Source organism: Planctomonas sp. JC2975 (genome assembly GCF_012985205.1).
GTDB lineage: Bacteria > Actinomycetota > Actinomycetes > Actinomycetales > Microbacteriaceae > Humibacter.
This window is the reverse complement of the sequence record NZ_JABEKS010000003.1, coordinates 1-19,451: the sequence shown is the minus strand read 5'-3', so window position 1 is coordinate 19,451 and position 19,451 is coordinate 1. Positions and strand designations below refer to the sequence as shown.

At 62.4% G+C, this 19,451-nt stretch carries 15 protein-coding genes and 2 tRNA genes; 13 read left to right on the top strand and 4 right to left on the bottom strand.

Annotated features, from left to right (window positions below):
- Window positions 1-85 precede the first annotated feature (85 nt).
- On the bottom strand, window positions 86-295 hold the full coding sequence (locus HII28_RS16200) for a hypothetical protein (RefSeq protein ID WP_240978326.1): 210 nt from the start codon (window positions 293-295) through the stop codon (window positions 86-88).
- Between the two features lie 138 nt (window positions 296-433).
- Here HII28_RS16200 and HII28_RS16195 point away from each other — a divergent pair, with 138 nt between their 5' ends.
- The 3 genes from HII28_RS16195 to HII28_RS16185 all read left to right on the top strand — a co-directional run bounded on the left by HII28_RS16195 (window position 434) and on the right by HII28_RS16185 (window position 1,187).
- Window positions 434-937, top strand: coding sequence for a MarR family transcriptional regulator (locus HII28_RS16195; RefSeq protein ID WP_170026907.1), 504 nt, complete (start codon window positions 434-436; stop codon window positions 935-937).
- Window positions 938-999: 62 nt separating this feature from the next.
- Window positions 1,000-1,074, top strand: a tRNA-Thr gene (locus HII28_RS16190).
- A gap of 39 nt (window positions 1,075-1,113) precedes the next feature.
- Window positions 1,114-1,187: transfer RNA gene (locus tag HII28_RS16185), tRNA-Met, on the top strand.
- Between the two features lie 55 nt (window positions 1,188-1,242).
- Here HII28_RS16185 and HII28_RS16180 read toward each other — a convergent pair.
- Window positions 1,243-2,361, bottom strand: a complete 1,119-nt coding sequence (locus HII28_RS16180; RefSeq protein ID WP_170026906.1) for a tyrosine-type recombinase/integrase — start codon at window positions 2,359-2,361, stop codon at window positions 1,243-1,245.
- Between the two features lie 393 nt (window positions 2,362-2,754).
- Between HII28_RS16180 and HII28_RS16175 the strand changes: the two genes are divergently transcribed.
- Both HII28_RS16175 and HII28_RS16170 read left to right on the top strand, forming a co-directional pair.
- The gene (locus HII28_RS16175; protein WP_170026905.1) at window positions 2,755-3,060 is read left to right on the top strand and encodes a hypothetical protein; all 306 of its coding nucleotides are present in this window, start codon (window positions 2,755-2,757) and stop codon (window positions 3,058-3,060) included.
- A gap of 270 nt (window positions 3,061-3,330) precedes the next feature.
- Entirely contained in the window at window positions 3,331-4,728 is a 1,398-nt protein-coding gene (locus HII28_RS16170; RefSeq protein ID WP_170026904.1) for an HD domain-containing protein, read from the top strand.
- A 166-nt stretch (window positions 4,729-4,894) separates the two neighbouring features.
- Here HII28_RS16170 and HII28_RS16165 read toward each other — a convergent pair whose 3' ends face one another.
- Together HII28_RS16165 and HII28_RS20750 are read right to left on the bottom strand one after the other, a co-directional pair.
- Window positions 4,895-5,920, bottom strand: coding sequence for an Abi family protein (locus tag HII28_RS16165; RefSeq protein ID WP_240978325.1), 1,026 nt, complete (start codon window positions 5,918-5,920; stop codon window positions 4,895-4,897).
- A 213-nt stretch (window positions 5,921-6,133) separates the two neighbouring features.
- The gene (locus HII28_RS20750) at window positions 6,134-6,844 is read right to left on the bottom strand and encodes a LuxR C-terminal-related transcriptional regulator (protein ID WP_170026903.1); all 711 of its coding nucleotides are present in this window, start codon (window positions 6,842-6,844) and stop codon (window positions 6,134-6,136) included.
- A 387-nt stretch (window positions 6,845-7,231) separates the two neighbouring features.
- On the opposite strand from HII28_RS20750, the gene HII28_RS16155 reads away from it, so the two are divergent.
- From HII28_RS16155 to HII28_RS16115, 8 genes are all read left to right on the top strand, one after another.
- Complete coding sequence (locus HII28_RS16155) at window positions 7,232-14,290, top strand: PA14 domain-containing protein (RefSeq protein ID WP_170026902.1); 7,059 nt, start codon at window positions 7,232-7,234, stop codon at window positions 14,288-14,290.
- Entirely contained in the window at window positions 14,280-14,762 is a 483-nt protein-coding gene (locus tag HII28_RS16150) for a barstar family protein (protein WP_170026901.1), read from the top strand. Before HII28_RS16155 ends, HII28_RS16150 begins: the two co-directional genes overlap by 11 nt.
- A gap of 270 nt (window positions 14,763-15,032) precedes the next feature.
- Window positions 15,033-15,533: a hypothetical protein gene (locus tag HII28_RS16140; protein ID WP_170026899.1), complete on the top strand. Its 501-nt coding sequence runs from the start codon at window positions 15,033-15,035 to the stop codon at window positions 15,531-15,533.
- A gap of 821 nt (window positions 15,534-16,354) precedes the next feature.
- A complete protein-coding gene (locus HII28_RS16135; RefSeq protein WP_170026893.1) occupies window positions 16,355-16,636 on the top strand; it encodes a hypothetical protein in 282 nt (93 codons plus the stop codon).
- Between the two features lie 31 nt (window positions 16,637-16,667).
- Window positions 16,668-17,150: a hypothetical protein gene (locus tag HII28_RS16130; protein ID WP_170026898.1), complete on the top strand. Its 483-nt coding sequence runs from the start codon at window positions 16,668-16,670 to the stop codon at window positions 17,148-17,150.
- 59 nt (window positions 17,151-17,209) lie between these two features.
- Window positions 17,210-17,560 carry a PadR family transcriptional regulator gene (locus tag HII28_RS16125; protein ID WP_170026897.1) on the top strand — a complete coding sequence of 117 codons (351 nt, stop codon included), beginning with the start codon at window positions 17,210-17,212 and terminating at the stop codon, window positions 17,558-17,560.
- A 143-nt stretch (window positions 17,561-17,703) separates the two neighbouring features.
- Window positions 17,704-18,543 (top strand): hypothetical protein, encoded by an 840-nt coding sequence (locus HII28_RS16120; RefSeq protein WP_170026896.1) that lies wholly within the window; start codon window positions 17,704-17,706, stop codon window positions 18,541-18,543.
- Window positions 18,544-18,714: 171 nt separating this feature from the next.
- Entirely contained in the window at window positions 18,715-19,206 is a 492-nt protein-coding gene (locus HII28_RS16115; RefSeq protein WP_170026895.1) for an NUDIX domain-containing protein, read from the top strand.
- Window positions 19,207-19,451: the final 245 nt, after the last annotated feature.

The following is a 19,451-nucleotide window of genomic DNA, read 5'->3' as shown; positions in this document are numbered from 1 at the left end:
AACCACGTCGATGCCCGCTGAATCCGCCCTGACGGCCGGCCGGCCGGTTTCAGTCGGGCGGTCGGCCGGCCTCAGTCGGACGTCGTCACGGGCAGACGAGGCGACTGGCCGTGCGCTGGTCCGCTGGCCGCTCCACGCTGTGGGCGTTCATGGGCGCGTGGCAGAGCGGGCACGCGGCATCCGTTCGGCGCACGTCGGGGCCCTCGGGATGCCCGGCCCCGAGCTGTGCGGGACCCGTGAACGTGCGCACGACGTTGTTGAACTTCTCGTACCAGTTCCAGTTGCCGCGGGACACGTGGGGCTCCTTGTCGCACTCGATCGGTCGTGCAATCATTAGTGCACTAACTATTAGTGTCAGCGTAACATGTCTGACGGGCCGCGAGCCGATCCGTGCCCACGACGAATGCCACCCGAACGGACAACGGAGGTGCACATGGTGCAGAAGGCCCCTGCCGCCGCGCGGTCGGCGACGTTCGACGAAGTGGAGACGGCGCCAGACGACCTGCTGAAGCTGCAGAATCAGGTGTGCTTCGCGCTTGCCGTCGCATCCCGCAGCGTCATCGCTCTGTACCGTCCGGTACTGGAGCCACTGGGGCTGACGCATCCGCAGTACCTCGTCATGCTGTCGCTGTGGGAGGAGAGCCCGCGAACCGTCGCGGCGATCGGCAGAGCGCTGCAGCTGGAGCCCGCGACGCTGTCGCCGTTGCTCAAGCGGTTGGAGGCATCCGGCCTCATCACCCGCGAACGCGACCCCCGTGACGAGCGGATGCTCCGCGTCGCCTTGACGGACACCGGCCGCCGACTGCGTCAAGAGGCGCTCGGTGTGCCGCCCCAGATCATCGACAAGCTGGGGCTCGAATTGTCCGAACTGGAGAAGCTCCGAACCGTGCTCCACACGGTGATCGACGCCGCCACCCAGGACCGTCACGTGGCTTAACGGCCGACTGGATGATGGTATTCTCGTACGGTTGCCGAAACGGACCTCGGTCGTTCGGCGTCGCCCCGATAGCTCAGTGGTAGAGCACTTCCATGGTAAGGAAGGGGTCGTCAGTTCAATCCTGACTCGGGGCTCCAGCATGGTGCAGCGGCTGTTCCAGTCGGCACGAATGCTGCGGCGGGATAGCTCAGGTGGTTAGAGCACACGGCTCATAATCGTGGTGTCGCGGGTTCAAGTCCCGCTCCCGCTACTCACCTAGAAAGCACTGGGAACGGCAGTCCTCGAGGGACTGCCGTTCTTGCGTTTTAGGATCGTTTTGCCCACATTTTGCCCACACTTGATTCGGCCACCTCGTTGAGCCGGTCGGCGACGGCATCGAGGTCGTCGTCGAAGAGGTCGCTGTAGGTGTCAAGAGTCATCGCTGCGGAGGCGTGGCCAAGCATGCGCTGCACGGCCTTCACATTCGCTCCCGCGCTGACCGCGAGCGATGCTGCCGTGTGCCGAAGGTCGTGGATTGTCATCGGTGTAAGCCCGGCCTCGACCAGCGCTGCATCCCACCAGGAGTTGGTGGTCATGGTCGGGGTGCGTTGGTAGCCGCCGTATCCGTCGTCGAAGACGATGTCGTCCCGGCACTTCCCGTCGCACTCGGCGGTGAGCGGGGCGGTGAGGAACTTCGGGTACGGAACGCTGCGTCGTTCATGTGTTTTGGGTGTTCCGACCAGGATCTGTCCGTTGACGTAGACGGCGTTCTCCACGACCATCAGCCGTCGTCTGAGCGTGTCGATGTCCTTGACCCGGAGTGCGGATGCTTCACCCCACCGCAGCCCGGTGTAGGCGAGCAGGGCGATGATCGTGGCGTGCTCGCCGCTGGCTGCCACCAACTCGGCAACCTGGTCGTTCGTCAGGTACGTGTGGGCACGGGAGATGCGGCGGGGGAGTTTCACGCCGCGAGCTGGGTTGGAGGGGATCAAGTGATCCTTGACCGCGGCGTCCAGGATGCCGGCAAGGATGTCGTGGGCGCGACGCACGATCGTCGGCGACTTCGGCTTCCTTCCCTCACCTCCTGCACTGAGCTGGGTGATCCACGCCTGCACTTCGCTATGCCGGATCGTGCCGATCATCGTGGCACCCCACGTCGGCTCGACGTGAAGCCGCCACGCTGACTCGTACACGTACGCGGTCGAGGGCTTCACGTGCGACCGGGATGCCAACCATGGAGTGCCGAGACGGCCGACGGTGGCGCGTGCCGCGGCCGGGTCGACGTACTCGCCGGTCGCCTTTTTCATCTCCACCGACGCCAAGAACAATTCGGCATCCCGCTTGGTGCGGAACCCGCGCTTGTCGGTCTGTGAATGATCGGGTTTGCGATACCTCACCCGGTACCGTTTCCCCGCCGCAGTCTCATAGCCAGTGATGCTGCCCATGGTTAAGTCCTTCCGGTCGCTCGCCGTTGCGAGTCCCCGTCAGTACTTCATGATGCGCCCCCGATTGGTGTCGGTCTTCGGCGCGCATGTGGACAGGCCTGTGGAACGGGGAGGTACCACTGCGGTGCGGCGAACGCGGCCCTGCCGGTCGTCGTGCGGAACGCTGAGGCGTGCTGATTCTCGGGTCTTCTTGCCGCTCCGGCGGTCGATCATAGCCAGCTACGTCGGCTGCGATCCCTCCACTCACTATTTGCGGACTCCGGCCGCACAGCGACCTCCGCTTAGCAACCGCTCCCTCCACTCACTCCGCCAACTCCGCCCGGCTCTTGATCTCTCTCGCCGGAACGGCCAGAAGAACGCAGTTGGCCAACCAACGAACAAGGAGAGGGACCAATGAAGACAGAACTGGTGAACCTGGTCACCACGGACGGCACCGAAACAGTCGTCCTGCTGTCCACCGAACTTGATGAACCCACGCCCACCGAACGCATCCGTGCACTCGAGCTCGCCATCTGGCTGGTCGACGAAGGTTGGACTGTCATGACCACGACCGACTCGCCGCTGGCACCCGTCGTCCGCAAAGGCGCAGAAGCAATGCACGGCACTTACCACACGATCGAGGACAGCAGGTCGTCTCGCGTCGAGCCATGCGAGTATCGCCTGCCCCCGCGATTCGAAGGTCGGTCGATGGCGCCCTGAGGCGCCGCAGAGGCTCGACCCACAACTGCGGTGAGTAGTGCGCGCTGATGGGTTGGCTTGCGACCTGGCCTCTCGTTGGCATTGCTTGTCGCGACGGCGATGGCTAAGCTGACTCTCCTTTTGAACCCGCCCAAGGCGTACCTACCCGGTAAGGGTGCGTCCAGCCCGCAGTTGGCGAGGATGGCTGCCCGTTCGAGCCAGGCCGGGCCCGGGGGGTCTCACAGTTGCTGCGGGCACGGTCGGGGACCCCGCCCACCGACTAATGAGGAGTTGACGACGGACACCGAATTGATCCGGCTGAGCGCCGCGGCGAGCATGCTCCTGGATTCGATCCGCCGCGCAGGCGGCCACCCGCTGATCGTTGGCGGAGCAGTCCGCGACGCGCTCCTCGGTGTGGCCCCCAAGGACATCGACGTTGAGGTGCACGGCGACACCGACACCGCTGTACTCCTTACCGAGATCGCGAAGGTCGGCACCGTTAGGGAACGCGGACGATCCTTCGCCATTCTCGCCGCCCAAGTCAACGGCGAGGACTTCGACGTTTCGCTTGCGCGGCACGGCGAGGAGAACGCGAGTGAGCGCATAGCGACCCGGCTCGCCGAGGGTGAACACACCAACATCAGCGATGCGTTCGCGCAACGAGACCTCACGATCAATGCGATCGGATGGGACCCCGCGTCCGGCAAGCTCATCGATCCATTCGGCGGACTCCGTGACCTCAATGCAGGGGTTTTGCGTGCGACAAGCAACGCATTCGGGAAAGATCCGCTGCGGGTGTGGCGTGTCGTGCAGTTTGCGGGGCGCTTCGGATTCCAGGTAGAGGACAACACCGCTGCTACCTGCAGAAGAATCGCTCTCCAGATGCAGAACCAGCCGGAAGCCGTTGCTCAGGAGCGGATTTGGATGGAGTGGTCCAAACTGCTCCGCGTCGGCAAACACTGGCAGGCCGCCGCGGCAGCACTCGTTGCGACCGGCGCGATCATGCTCTTGCCCGAACTCGCAGCCACGCTCACAGTTCCCCAAGACCCGACATGGCACCCGGAAGGGAACGTCTTTACCCACTTGACGCTCTCAGCCCAAGCGGCAGCGGACAGCTGCACTCACGGCGGCATCACCGGTGACGACCGCGAGGTCGCAGTTCTGGGCGCATTACTGCACGATCTCGGCAAGGTCACCCACACACAGATTGGTTCGGTGACTGGTCGCATCACGTCGTACGGGCATGCCCAAGCCGGGGTAGGACAAGCCCGGGCTTTCCTGCACCGGATTGGTGCTCCGTCACACATCATTCGCCGGGTGGTTCCGGTCGTTGCCGAGCACATGAGTCACGTATCGGTACACGGAACACCATCACGGCCCACACTGCGGCGGCTCGCTCGCCGACTGGCCCCAGCAAGCCTCACGGACTGGGCACGGGTGGTCGATGCGGACAGTGCAGGCAGGGGCAGCGGCGCGAAGGCCTCACCAGCAGCGACGTGGTTGAGCGTCGCAGCGGCCGACCCCATCGGCACAGCGCCCATCCTCAAAGGCCGGCACTTGATCTCGCTCGGATTGGAACCCGGACCGGAGTTTGCCGGCATCCTGCACAAGGCCCTGCAAGCACAGGATGAGGGTGCTTTTGCAGATGAAGAAGGAGCGCTGGTATGGGCGCGAGCAAACCTGAACTGATTTCGCACCGGATCGTGCCGATTTCGCCATCCTGAATTCCCGCCGATTAGCACCGACCGATACAGATCGGGGCACGCAACCGGATCCTGCTGCGGGCGGCAGCCGGCCGCGAGTCCGTCATCGCCCAACGCGAGGCACTGTTGCGGATCCGCCTGCGTGCGTAGCGTTACTCGATGTGGAGACTCCAGAAGGGGTCTTCTGTCCAATGTTCGGGTATGCCCATTCCGGCGCGATTCATTGGGGAGCGAGATTTGAGGAGTGTGTAGAGTCGCTGTGCCCAGCTGCTTCGCGGTGAGACTGTGTCGAGCACTGACTGTAGCGAGATCAGCACGGGGTAAAGCCGTCTCCGCGACCTCTCGGGGAGTGCGTCGGGGGCTTGCAGCCAGGAGATCGATGGTGAGTTCGGGATCGCGGGGTAGACGCCGAGGCCGACGTTCCATAGTCGTCCGTGGTGTGCGCAGACATTCCGCACGCGGACATAGGTTTGCAACCAAGACTCGAGGACGGGCGCGGCCAGTCCGATGCTCGCGGCGATTGCTGTTCGGTCGGACCGGTTCCGTAGGTTGCGGTATGCGCTGGTGAGTTGGCCGATGGTCAGTGTCTCGACCATGAGCCATGAGGGCGGGAGTTCCGGGGAACCGTACGTTGTGAGGTAGTGCTCGAGTGCGGAGCGGTGTACGAGCGCGTCTTCGCCGGAGTCCGGTGTCCCGTTGAGGCGGTCTTCGCATGTCTCGCGCACGATCCTGAGCAGGCCGGCGTGCCTGTGCTGGTCGCGGAAATGCGTTGGGTCCGTGTACCAGTGCGAGTTGTCGTATGTCGTCGACATGTGATCGGTGAGCGCAGCTCGTACTGCTACCTCGACGCGTTCGAGCGCGTCCATGACTATGAGCCGTAGCGCGCGGTCGAACACATAGAGGTCCAAGACATCATCGAAGGATGTACCTTCGCGGACGAGATGGTCGGATCCGTTCTGCCGAAACGGGATCGTGTATGGCGAAAGCCGGTAGTAGCCAATGTGGCGCAGGTATCTGATCGCGCGATCCCTGTCTGGGATCTGCAGGCCGCGGCCGGCGAGACGGTCGACGAGTTGGTCGACGCTCAGCGGTGGTTTCTCGTACGGCAGCGATCCGCGTGGTCGCGGCGGTCGAGGCATCCAGCGGTCCCTTCTCGCTGGGCAGAGAAAATCCCCCAAGTGCGCATCGTCGAGAGGCGTGGGGGATGTAGTGCCTTGAGAGTAGCACGAAGAGACGGCTATCGGCGGGTCATGGCCAGGGCTGTGTTCCTGGCGCGGACACCTGCAAGCCGGGCGCCGCTTCCTCACCTCGTTGTTCTGCTCGGCCCGGTCATCCCTGCTAATCACGGGCATCGGAAGCCAGGACACTAGTCGTAGTTCTTGTTGGCTGATTCAGGTGAGCGTACTGATCGCTGTTATCGTCCCAGTGACCGCTACTGGCGTGGCAATAAGAAGACCGAGTTCGCGCGCGCGTGTGAGCAGTCCACGGCGTCCGCTGGCCTGCAATTTGCGGCCGATGTTTGTGATGTGGTGCTTGACGGTGTGCTCGGCGATGCCCATCTGTTGGGCGATTTCCTTCGTGGAGGCCTGTCGTGTGATGTACTCGAACACTTCGACTTCTCGATGGCTCAGAAGGCCCGCTATGCGCGCGGCGTCGACCACTTCCTGCCTTGAAGTCCTCGCCTCAGAGATGGTCTCGAGGATGATCTCGCTGACGTCGTTGAGAATGTGTGCGTTCAGTGCCATGGCGATCTCGGTAGGGGCCCATTTAGCGTGCTTGTTGAGCTCGGTCAGGGCGATGCCGAAGAGCGTGTGCGCTGCCCGCATGGCCTCGCGTGCGTCAAGGCCGGAGGCGAGGAAGTCTCCTCCGATGAGCCGCGGACTTGTGTGCGCCTCGGTTCGCACGCTTTGCTGACCTTCAAGAACCATGAGCACGTCGATGACGACTTCGCGAGCGTGTTTGCGTCTTGCTGCAACGTTGGCCGGGGTTTGAACGATTGGCCGCGCTGAATCGTGGAGGGCGATCAGGTAGCTGCCAACGATTGCTTCAACAACGTCGCGTCGCGTCGTTGCGCCATGCGGACGGGGAGCTGCTATTGCCACACTGCAACCAGGGTTCTCTTGGATGGAAAGTGAGGAGAGTGTACAGCACGGTCGGCCGTCGACTTCAAATCGGGAACCTTGAGCTTTCGCTGAGCGACTAGAGGCGCCCAGGCGCTCGGAAAAATGGCACCGGGGTGCTATATGAGGTCCTCTCACTTGGGCTCTACGGTCGGGCTGACAGCCGGTTTCCGGCTCCAGTTCGAGGGAGTCACTATGCCCGTTCGCCGTGGTCTTCTGCGCTCGCTTCCGAGGAGGAAGTGGTCGACTCCTGTGGCGGTATTGGCGATTGCTTCGATCGTGCTCATCGGTCTCGCGGGGGCCGTCATTCCGGCTTCCCCTGCTTCAGCGAGTCAGCGGCATTCGGCGTCGGATGTGGGAGCGCTTCCGGTGAAGAAAGGGACCCTGCACCATGGGGCTTCGTTGAAGGCGAACTCGGGTTTCCGGCCTTCGGCCGGTGTGGGCGAGGTGTCATTGCCGAAGGCGAAGTCGTCGACGGATGCGACGAAGAAGGGAGGGTTCGACCGGGCGAAGTCGAAGGTGGTGAAGCGGGGCGAGTTCACGCAGTTGTACGAGAACCCGAACGGGACGCGGACTCTGGAGGAATCGGTCCAGCCGCTTAACGTGAAGAACTCGTCGGGGTCTTGGGTGCCGGTGTCGACGAAGGTCGTCGCTGATTCGGCGACGGGTGGGTTGAAGGTTGATAACAACCCGTTGAGCCCGAAGTTCTCTCATTCGGCGACCGGGGCGGAGTACTCGGTGTCCTCGGGGAAGCACACTGTGTCGTTCTCCTTGTCGGGTGCTCGGAAGGTGGCCGCGGGTCAGGCCCCGTTGGTGGATCGCGTTGCCAGTGGTGGCGGCGCCGAGTCGTCAGTCGACTATCAGAGCGTTCTGCCGAACACCGACTTGTCGTATCAGGTGAAGCCGGGCGCGGTGAAGGAAACCGTGGTGCTCGAGGCACCACCAACTTCAGCTAACCCGAGCTGGTCATGGACCATCCACGCTCCGGGTTTGACGTTGTCGAAGGATCAGATTGGCGACATCATCTACACGGATGCGGAGGGGGCGCAGGTCTTTGTCACGCCGACTCCGGCAATGCAGGACTCGTCGGGCGTGGACGGCAAGCGTGGCCCGGTCGTTACGGATGTGCCGACCACTCTCACGAAGCTAGCTGGCAGCGACTGGCGTCTGACCCTGACAGCCGACGCATCCTGGCTGCACGATTCGTCGCGCATCTATCCCGTCTACGTCGATCCTTCGACGGCGTCCTCGAGTGCGCAGAATGCGCAGTCCTTTGAGTCGAACGGGACGGTGTTGGGCGGGGTCGCGTATGTGGGCAACTCCCGGGCAAGCGGCGACACATATTGGCGGACCGTCACAACGTTCAACTACGAGCAACTCTTCGGCTATCACGTTCTTGGGGCTGAGATCGAAGAGTGGTACTTGAACAATGGAACCACGAACCAAACGACGGGAAACGTCTACTGGGCGAGCGCCTTCAACTACGGGGGCGTGGGGAATTGGCTTTCGGGGATCACTATCTCGGCTGGAGGGTCTGGCTACGGGTACGCGACGGATGCCGGGTTGACGAACCAGATTAGTTCGTGGGTGAATGCCGGCTCGAGCGGGAACTACTTGATGCTGACCGGTCAGGAAGCCTCGGGTTCGTACACCTATAAGGACCTCGGCCTGGAGATGTACATCTCCTACGAGCCGAACGTGTCAGCGTCGGCCACGCATGTCTCGGTACCTGATGGGGACGGGTTCGCCGCTGGTACGTCTTCACCGACGAGCGGGACCGGGTCCGCGACCCCGACCTTGTCTGCGGCTGGTGGCGGTGGCAACGGCAGTTATGCCGGTTATGACTTCACGGTGTCACCGAACTCGAACATGTCGAACCCTTTGTGGTCGACCGGATGGACGTCGTCGACACAGGTGAGGGTGCCTGCCGGAACTCTGGCTGCTGGCACGAAGTACTACTGGCAGGTGCAAGCGGAGGACACGTACGGCGTCGTCGGTGCGTCGCCGGTGTATGGGTGGACCACGTCCTCAAATCCCATCGTGTCAGCGACACCACCGGCCCCATCCGACCACTCGATCGTCGCCGATCTCACCCCAACGCTGATTGCACCGACAGCGACATCGACGAACGGGCAGGCTCTGTCCTACGCGATCCGGATCACCACCGGCGCTGATGGTGTCTCTGGACAGGTCGCCCTGTCGCCAGTCTGTGCCGCTACCGGATCCGCATGCGTGATCGACGCTGCGGCAGGGACCGTGACTTGGACAGTTCCGGCTGGATTGTTGAACGACTCGAGCTCTTATACGTGGGACGAGGTCATCAACGACTCGTATGACGACTGGACACCGACTGTGCAGCGTCTGACAGTGAATCTGAGGGTTTCCACGCCGGGCCCGTCACCGACTGACACCGCCGGGCCCGTCACGGTGAACCTCGCGAATGGAAACGCTTCGGCATCGTTCACCTCGCCAACCGTGCAGACGGTTGGTGGTCCGATGGGGATGTCGTTCAATTACAACTCGGAATTGCAGGGCAATGCGGGCTTGGTCGGGTCCTACTTCGATCGGACGCCGGCCAGCGGTTCGTCTGCGGATCTGCAGTTCGATTCGTCGCTGCCAGCCCCAGCGTTGGTGCGTACAGATCCGGATATCTCTTTCGACTGGTCGAATGGTGCCTCGCCCGGCCCCGGTGTCCCGGCGAACTACTTTCTCGCCCAATGGACCGGGTACATCACCCCACCCCCAGGGACGTACGAGTTCGGTCTTGTGCACGACGATGGCGCCAAGCTCATGCTCGGAACTGGCAGCTCACAGCAGACCGTCCTCAACTACTGGAACACCCCGTTGACCGGGTACACCCCGCAGTGGGGAACCTCCGCATCGCAACAACTGATCGTGGCCGCGAACGGTCTCACGGCGAGTTTGAATGGGCAGACAATTAGCCTGCCGATTCCTATCACCGTGCAGTACTCGCAGATCAACGTGTGGTCCTTCATTTCCCTCGAGGCGCAGGTGGTCGGGCAGACGTCGACGGCACAGGTCGTCCCGGCGTCGTGGTTCACGAAATCGGCGCAGATCCTGCCTTCAGGATGGTCTGGATCGGGGGCAATCGCCGGTGATGCTGACGCGTATTCGGGTGCGCAGATCCACGAGGGTTACGTCACGCTGCAGGGCACGGACGGGCAGACGTACACGTACACGAAGACCTCGAGTGGCGGTTACACCCCGCCACCGGGAGACAGCGGTGTCCTCACGACGGATCAGAACGGGAACCTGTCCTTCACCGACGCCTCCGGTACTGTGTATCAGTTCAATGCGGCAGGCAATGTGGTCAGCGCCACAACGCCGGAAGACCTTAGCCATCCTGCAGCTCCGGTGCCGGTGTACAACTCCTCCGGTCAGTTGACGAGTCTGTCCGACCGGTTGTCGTCCAACGGGGCAAGTCCTGCCGTTTACGGCCGTCAGGTGCAGTTCACGTATCTGAACGCGACTAGTGCCGCAGCGACTGGGACAGGAGTGGGTGCCTGTGCGCCATCGTCCGGGTCGAGCTTCACGACCGGGATGGATGCGGGTATGTTGTGCCAGATCGCATACCCGGACGGGTCGACCACCCAGTTGTATTACGACAGCAACGGACAACTGGCGCAGGTGGTGAACCCGGGCAACGCGATCACCGACTTCGGATACACCCAACAAGGCACCGGCCCCATGGCTGGCGAGTATCTGTTGTCTCGCATTCAATCGGCGACCGCGACAGACTGGCTTGCTTCCCAGGGGCTGACCGGCACACCGCCGGCCACCGTCGATACGGTCATCGGGTACGACGAGACCAACGACGCAACGGCCGGGTACGTCACCACGGTGACACTGCCATCCCCTGACGGTACGACAACGTCAGCGCAGCCGCAGAAGATTTACACGTACGATTCCCAGCCCGCCACCGCGAGCCTCGGAACCACGTACGTGGACGCCGCGGGCGAGCCCACCATGCCAACCTCAGATGGTGCCGACGGTCACGCGGAAACCGTGACCTTCAACCAGTCCCTGCAGCAGGTCACCACGACTGGTGCGTCAGGTTTGACGACGCAGTCGTACTGGAACACCTCGGACGATCTGATGGCACAGATCGACCCGCAAGGCCACGAGTCCACCACCAGCTACGACTCGCAACATCGTCCAACGGACACGTTCGGACCGGCACCGGATTCCTGCTTTCCCTCGATGAGCTCAGCAGCGCTCGGTCAGATTACCGACAACCAGACTCCAGCGGCCGGAGTGACCGGCGCATGTTCCGAGCTGAGCATGCCCGTCGCGCACACCGCCACCACCTACGATGGCGCCGGCGCCCTCAAGGGCATGGCGGGAGGATTGAACGCTAAGTGGTACAACAACACCACTCTGTCCGGGGTTCCGGCAGCCGAGTCCGTATCCATCCCCGCTGCGCCCGGCGCCATCGGTGGGAGCACCGATGGTGCTATCAACTACACCTGGACTACCTCAGGCGGCACGGCTGCGGTGTCCCCTATCACCGGACCCACCGGAACTGTAGTTGGTGGCAGTGCCGGCACGAACTGGTCGGCGATGTTCACCGGCCTGATCACGTTTCCCACCGCCGGCACATTCAACATCTACACGTATGAAGACGACGGCACCGAGTTGTGGCTGAACGACATGCTCGTCATCAACAACCTGCCTGGTGGGGCACCGCACTACTCACCCGCCTACCCCGTGACGGTAACCGCGGGACAGACGATGCGCATCCGCCTCGTCTACGTGCAAGACCCCGGCGGTGCACAACTACAACTCGACTGGGCCACTCCCGGACACGCGGTACCGACCACGCCCGCGAACAACGTGCCGATTCCGGCCGTCGACCTATCGCCCGACTACTCACTCGTGACAAATACGACCTCGGACGATTCAGCACCATCGAGCTATTCGGAAGTCTCGAGCAGTCAGGTGCCGTCCACGAGTACGTCCACTTCGTACGGGTCGACTCCGTGGATGGGGCAGGTCACCAGCTCAACCGTTGATCCCGGTGGGTTGAACCTGACCAGCACGGCCACCTACGAAACCGGCACCACCGGATACAACCGGCAACTCACCTCTACAAGACCTGCCGGTTCAGGGACGACCACGACGAACACGTATTATCCGGCGACCACTGGATACGGCACCGTGCTCAACATGACCAATCCAGTATGCGGAGTGCCGTTAGCGACACCGCAATACGGAATGCTCGAGGCCTCTGCCGGCCCAGCACCTGCGGCTGGGTCAGCAACCATCACCCAATACGTTTACGACACCTGGGGGCGCCTCGCTGGATCCCGCAACAGCGCGGGCGGATGGTCATGCACCACCTACGATGCGCGCGGACAGGTCACCACCCAGTCCTACCCTGTATTGGATGGTAACCCCGCATACGCAGTGAGCAGCGGCCATTACTCAGACGGCAGCACCCCAAGTCCGCTGGTCACCACACTGGAATCGCCAGTATCGGGCTCCCCGAATTCCGGAACCATTACCACCGTGGTGAACCTAGACGGGCAGACGACGAGTAGCACCGACGTCTGGGGCGCGGTCACCACACACGCATACAACCAACTCGGCCAAGTGACCACTGAAACCACTACGGAGCCCGACAACACCGCAACCACCGTCGCCTACACATACAACGTCGACGGGCAGGTTACCGACGAAACCGTCAACGGCACAGACTCGGCGCAAGCAACCTACACAGATGGCGTCATGACAAGCGTCTCCTACCCCGCGGATGGTACAAGCTCTCCGGTGTCAGGAGAATTCCAGTACGCACCCACAGGGCGACTCGACCTCGTCGGGTGGATTCTGCCAAACGGGCAAACAACGATCGTCTCTGCTCAGCTGCCGTCGCAGTCAGGTCGCGTTCTAGTGGACGGCGTAGCAATAATCCAGGGCGACTCGTCCTCAACCTCGTCGTACTCGACCTACACCTACGACACGGCCGGTCGACTGACCCAAGCTGCGATACCGGGCAACACACTCACATACGGATTCGGCGCCGCCGCGTGCGGTGCCAATATCAATGCCGGTGCAGACTCGAATCGGACGAGCTTCACCGACCTCCACACGGGGGGAGGCACGGACACGACCACATCGACCGCGTACTGCTACGACAACGCGGACCAACTGACCGGAACTACCATCGCTGGAGCCCCTTTAGGGGCGGGCCCTGTCATCGCCGACGACCTCACCGAAACCGGTGCCTCACCCACGCTCGCATACGACATCGACGGAAACACGACCACCCTCGCCGACCAAACCCTCTCTTACAACGGCGATAACCAGCTGCTCGCTGTCACGTCGACCGGTGCGGGGGTATCCGCGAACGCCGCATCCATCAAGTACATACGCGATGCAACCGGCCGAGTCGTACAAGAAACCATCACCGCGGGTGGCGGCACCAATACATACGATTACGCCGATGGCGGCATTCTGGTGAACGGAAAGACGACCGATGTCACGCTCACGTATCCTGGTGGCGTTTCCGAAAGCATCGAATCGTCGGGTTCACTGTGGTCGTTCTCAAACGTCCAGGGCAACACGATGCTCGTAACCGACGGGGCCGGCCAGCAACAAGGAGCCACCCAGCTATACGACCCCTACGGAGATCCGCTCACAGGCAGCGATCAGCTGGAAACTATCGCAGCGAACACCGGCCTTACGTCGACTACATCAATGCCCAGCAGCATCCAGGGTTTCGGCGGCGGCGCTGGGAAGTTTACTGACGTCATCGGTGATATCAGTGAATCTCGATTGGGCGCACGGCAATACGTGCCCGACCTTGGGCGCTTCCTTCAGATAGATCCCGTCGAGGGTGGTAATGCCAATCCGTACAGCTATCCAAGTGATCCCATCAATACCAATGACTTCACGGGAGAGATGGGTGTTCGGCCATATATCGAAGGAGCCATCGGACTTCCTGAGGTGGTTCGCTCGGTGAGTGTTGCCACAATGCCCAGTGGTGATCCAGTCTTGCAGGCCGCAAAATCTCGCCTAGCCGCCATCGACGCTGGGAAGGCTGGAGGGGACGGGGATGAAATACCAGGTGGTGATCCTTTTGAAAATAGAGAAGGCCTATTGCCGAAGGTTGATGCAAATGGTGATCCTCTTAGTTATCAGGAATGGGACGTCCAATTTAATGACTTCCGCGGGAACATTCGGCTCGTCACCGGTTCTGATGGATCAGCTTGGGTCACCATTAAGCACTACCGATCGTTTATAAACATCCGCGCAGGAGCGGGGGTATCGGCATACAATGTTTCTCCGGATGGTGTGTGGTCAATTATCGAGTCAGAATCGGCTGGCCAAGGAGAAATTCAGTCTCTACCTGGGGAATCTTGGGTCGTCGGTGGTGGTGGAGGAGGTGGACCTTTTCATGATGAGTAGTGATCCAGTTGCAATGGAAGTCGAAGCTACTGAATTAGCGGAGATCATTGAGGATCGTCAGGACGAGTATCAGGTTATCTGGGCTGATGGACGCAAAATGCAGACCAAGGTCCAGCTGATGGAAGAGATATCTCAAGCGTTTGGATTTCCGAGCTATTTTGGAAGAAATTGGGACGCCCTTGATGAAGTGCTCAGGGATTCCAGCTGGCGTTCGGATTTCCGCCCCGTGTTGTTTATTCTCCAGGAGCCTTCGGCCATATTGAAGTGTGAGTCCGTCCATCAGTTCGACGTCTTACTGGACGTTTTGAGTTCGGCGGCAAAGCAGGCAGTTACGGCTGTGGCAGGTGGTAAGACTTATGCCTTGCTCTATCCCGTCCTCCTGATCGGGACTGGCGCTGCCCGCAGCGCTGATCTTGAAGCGGCAAATCGATGGCGAAGTCGTGGCTGGAGCATAACGTCCTCGACGTCGTAGATCTTCCGGTGGAACGCTCGACGAGGCCGGACGGCAAAGTGCTTCCGATCTCTGTGGGCGTCGCGGCGAGGATCTGGTCGGTGGTGTTGCTGTGTTGCTCATTGCCCATATCAGTCACCGAAGCAAACCGGATTGCGGAACAAGAGGTCGTGAACGGGCGCAGAGATTCGCTCACCGATCGGCAGCGGCTGGCCGAGTTCCGCCAGCTGGAGCTTGCCGGTCTGTGAGGCGATCGCCAAGCTGACCGGGACCGGTAGGGCACGCGTGAAGATGACCTTGGCAGTGGCGGGATCTGAGGCTGCGACGACGGCAGCGGTCGGCCAGCCTCTCAGCTTCGACCAGGCGATCCTGTTCGCCGAGTTCGAAGGTGATGACGGTGCCCTGTCCGAGATGAGGTGGACCGCGGAGTACCCGCATGACCAACTGATCCACCGCGTGCCCCGGCTGCGTATGGACCGTGCCAATGCTGCAAAGTGTGCTGAAGTCACTGCGCAGCTCGAGGCGGATGGCATCCGCGTCGTGGCTTCCGACGGTGACTTCGTCAGCCTGCACCGGCTCATCGACGCGGCCGCTGCCGCTGGGGTGCGACCCGAACTCGACCCGGAAGCGCACGCCGCGGCATGCCCGGGGCACGCGGTCTACGTGAAGGTGTTTCCGTGGGCGGACGAAGCGACCATCACGCCCGTGTGCACCACCCAAAACGCACACCAGCCACTGTCCTCATACGGTCACGGCACTGACGAATACGCGGTGCCGACGACCGGGGAATAGACGGCCGAGCAGAAGGCCGCCGCAAGGTACTGATCGAGCGGAACAAGGCATAGGACGCCGCCGAACCGGTCCGCCGTGCCTGGCTCACCGAGTTCCTCGGGCGTGCGAAGCTGCCCGCCGACGTCAGCGGGTTTATCGGCCGCACCCTGACCGAGTTCCACATGACGATCGCAGCGGATCACGGCAAAGAGTTCGCACGGGCTGCGCTGCACATCAAAGCGGAATTCGAATCTCGTGCCCGCTTGGCCGCCTGGGCGTTGGATAACCCCACCAAAGCCCACCGGGTGACGCTCGCGGTGGCGTTCTCTGCATACGAGGCGGCGGCAGACCGTGACTGGTGGCGCCGGCCCAACGATGAATCCCGCGCCTACCTCAGCCAACTCGAAGCATGGGCTACGCCCTCTCCGGTGTCGAACAACTCGCATCCGGTGCAGTGTCCAACACTGGCGAGATGGCCGACGCGGTGTGACCCGCCGGGGTGGGGCAGGCCGGCGCCTGCCGCACCCGGAACGACGGGCAATTGGTCTGGCGACGCCGTCGCCCACGAACGATCAACCCTGCGGGCGGGGGAGTGCCCTGGTGTGGCCGTGGCAGCCGATGAACCCCGAGGGCTGGGAATCGACAAGCGATTCCCACGGTCGGTGCAACCACTGCCGCGTCGCTTCGCGCCACGCCCGGAACGCACCGACTAAACCCACGGGAACCCCCGCCAGCCCCGTCCACACCAGAGCATTCGGCAGGGGTCCAGTGAATGCACGCAGCTCGACGCAAGCGCCGAACTACTGACATTCACCAGGACACACAACAAGAGGGAAATCATCATGAGCACTTTGATCACCGACACCAACGCAGTCCTCACCTTCACCGGGCAGTGGGCCAGGCAGGAAATGGCGGACTACATCGCGTCGGCGATGAGCTGCGAGGAGATTGATGCACTGTACGGGCTGCTGTACGCGATGGGGGAGCTGGCGGCCGCCGACATGTGGATGGCAGCCCACGCGCGCAATGCCGAGCCGGGGGACCGCCACTATCGGACGTCGGATGCGCAATACGCGGTGCCGGTGGATCCGATAGACCTGCTGCAGTGCGACAGCTGCCAGTAGGTACGAGATAGGGGAGCGGGGGAGGGGGGCCATGATGAGCACCAACTACGGGCAGATGAACGCGCACGAGCTCGATGTGTTCGCCTCCGGCTACCTCGAGGTGATCGCCGACCTGAGCGGCGAGATGGAGCGGATGCGGACGGAGATCACTCGTCTCGGCCGCGAGCTCGAGGACGCGCGCGCCAACGCGGAAGCCGTCTACCACCAAGCATTCAGCGCCCACGCCGGCCGCATCGCGGCGGCGGGCACCATTAAGGGCATCGACATCATGCGGGCGAAGTCGTCGACCTCTAAACACGGCAGCACCCCGACGCACTCCCGAGTACGCCGGGCGCATCAATCAGCGATGCGCCACCGCGCAGTCGCACAGGAACTCGTCGAGCTGTGCCCGCAGCGGGATCCGTATCCGCGCCTGGCAGGTGAAGATCGTCCGCGCGAGGCGCGGGATACGTCAGTAACGGACCTCTCCATACTTCATTCTCCAGCGTGGCTGAGGGGTCGGATTCAGCCATGACTCGCCAGCCGATACCTCTTCCCTTGGCATATTCCGGCTGATGGAGCATAGTTGACGGCATGGAGCTGAAATCTCTACAGGATCCAGCGCTGTCGATCTTGACGGTCCTAGCTGGCGGGCGGCGTCACGGGTACGCAATCATCCGGGAAGCCGAAGAACTCAGCGGGGGTCGGGTGCGGTTGAAAGTCAGTTCGCTTTACGCGGCCTTGGATCGGTTGGCCTCGGACGGGCTGATTGCTCGTGCAGGCGACGAGGCTGTGGATGGTCGGCTGCGTCGTTACTTCGCGTTGAGTGATGCCGGCGCGCAGATGTTACGTGCCGAAGCGGATCGGATGGCGAGGCAATCGCGTTTGGCGAACGAGCGTCTGGACGCTCGCAGCGCGGCGAGGTTTGCCGGCGGTGTGGCATGAGTGTGCGGTTGAGTCGGGACTTCCACCGCTGGTCCGTCTGGTATCCGAAGCGTTGGTGCGAGGAGAACGGTGCGGCGATGCTGGGTACATTCCTGGATCTCGCAGAGGCGGAGGGCCGGGATCGGCTGACCGGCCTCGAGAAGGTGGGGATCGTCACGGGAGGGCTCGTCGCCAGGGGCGAGGCCGTCGTTCCGCGCAAGGTACAGCGTCTTGAGTCGTCAATCCTGGTCGGCTTGCTCGGCGCGTTTGCGTTGTTCGCGGGAGTCGTCTTCGAATGGGCACCCTGGGGTGGCGCGAATCGCGTTGTCATCGAACAGTTCACCCAGACATTCGGTCCCTTCCTCACCCCATTCGTCATCGTTGCCGGGCTGGCCGTCACCGCGATGCTCGCATCTGTCACCGCGCCCGACTGGCTGTATCGCTGCCTTCTTGGCGCGACGGTCATGGCTTCCGTTGCGGTGATCGCACTGGCGCACTGGGGGGTTGGCCATTTCGGGTTCTTGCGCGCGATGCCCGCGATCTTCGCCTGCGTGATCGCGTTAATGGCGTCACTCTCCGCGCGCCCCCGACGACGTGTGGTGTTGATCAGCGCTGGAGGCTGGCTGCTGGCCTTCTTCATCTCACCGGCAGTGTTCGGCCCCTTGCCTCTCGCTCATGTGGTCTCCGGCTACCCCTACGGCACGTCGACCTTCTTCGACACGGTCATACAGCCAGCTTTGGCGTACTTCGGATGCCTGACCGCCCAGCTTGTCGCAGCAGTGCTCACACTCATCCGGCGCGCGGAGGTTGCAGCAGTCATCGTGCTGGTCAGCATTCCGTTCGCCACGCTGTCGGCCGTTCACGGCTGGTTCGGACGCGACCCTATCTACCTAGTCGTCCTCGTACTCGGCTACGCGACAGCCGGAGCTGCCGTCGTTATCCGAGCGCGACGAAACGCGTCCCGCACAACGCGACCAGAAGACACATTGATCAATACCCAGTAACACATCGCCCACCAGCAGCGCGACCGAATCTCCATCGGCTGACGCCACCCGCTTCGATGCGCTAATGGATCCGGGCGTGAACGCCGGCGTTGACCGTCTCACTGGAGGAGCGGTCATCGGTCGAGAACATGGCGCTGTCCGGACGCCGGACGATGCTATTGACTTACCGACGTGTCTTCAATAGAGCAGAAGTTCTTTGATGCGGTCGCTGCCCGTGAGGTCGTGCGGACTTCCGTTCGCGCGATCATCTTTTCGGACGACCGGGCGCGCGTGCTGGTCCAGCGACCGACCGACTCACAAGGCAGCAACTACGCATTCATCGGCGGTGAGTATGAGATCGGAGACACATTCGAGACCAGGCTGCGTGCAGAGGTCGAAGAGGAGACTAATGCGCTCCTGACCGCGTGGGAGTACCTCTTCGTCGTGGAGAACCGATTCGTAGTCGGCGACAAGCGCATCCATGGACTCGAGCACTACGTGAGCGCGACGATCAATCGAGAGGATGTTGAGTCTCGAGAAGCCCACCTGGTGCAGGCGTGGCTTCCGGTCGCCGATCTGCCGTCAAAGGCACTTCGGCCAACGGCAGTTCGCGATCTAATCGTCAGCGGCAACCTGGCCAAGGTCCGACATCTCGTCGTCGACGGATGGCCCACCGACCGCTGAAGGGTCCTCGTGACCGAACCTGCTTCGGGCCGCGCGTGCTCAGGTCGCTGATCCAGCCGTCGATTCCTGCCCGCAAACCGATCCCATGGTGACGCATCAGCACGGCGCTGATGCGTCACGAGGGATCCGCTTGTGTGCTCGGGCCGTTCCGTGTGCGCTTGGGGCTGGCAGGCTAGGCCTCGACCCGTCTCCTATAGTGCCGATCGTTACTGCCCTCGTCATGCGGATTGGGAGGCGTCGAGCGT

Excerpts from the sequence above, each read along its gene's own strand:
- HII28_RS16130 (WP_170026898.1), top strand. The coding sequence starts at position 16,668 with ATGATGAGCACCAACTACGGGCAGATGAACGCGCACGAGCTCGATGTG.
- HII28_RS16180 (WP_170026906.1), bottom strand. The coding sequence starts at position 2,361 with ATGGGCAGCATCACTGGCTATGAGACTGCGGCGGGGAAACGGTACCGG.
- HII28_RS16140 (WP_170026899.1), top strand. The coding sequence starts at position 15,033 with ATGACCTTGGCAGTGGCGGGATCTGAGGCTGCGACGACGGCAGCGGTC.
- HII28_RS16195 (WP_170026907.1), top strand. The coding sequence starts at position 434 with ATGGTGCAGAAGGCCCCTGCCGCCGCGCGGTCGGCGACGTTCGACGAA.
- HII28_RS16150 (WP_170026901.1), top strand. The coding sequence starts at position 14,280 with ATGATGAGTAGTGATCCAGTTGCAATGGAAGTCGAAGCTACTGAATTA.
- HII28_RS16125 (WP_170026897.1), top strand. The coding sequence starts at position 17,210 with ATGGAGCTGAAATCTCTACAGGATCCAGCGCTGTCGATCTTGACGGTC.
- HII28_RS16135 (WP_170026893.1), top strand. The coding sequence starts at position 16,355 with ATGAGCACTTTGATCACCGACACCAACGCAGTCCTCACCTTCACCGGG.
- HII28_RS16175 (WP_170026905.1), top strand. The coding sequence starts at position 2,755 with ATGAAGACAGAACTGGTGAACCTGGTCACCACGGACGGCACCGAAACA.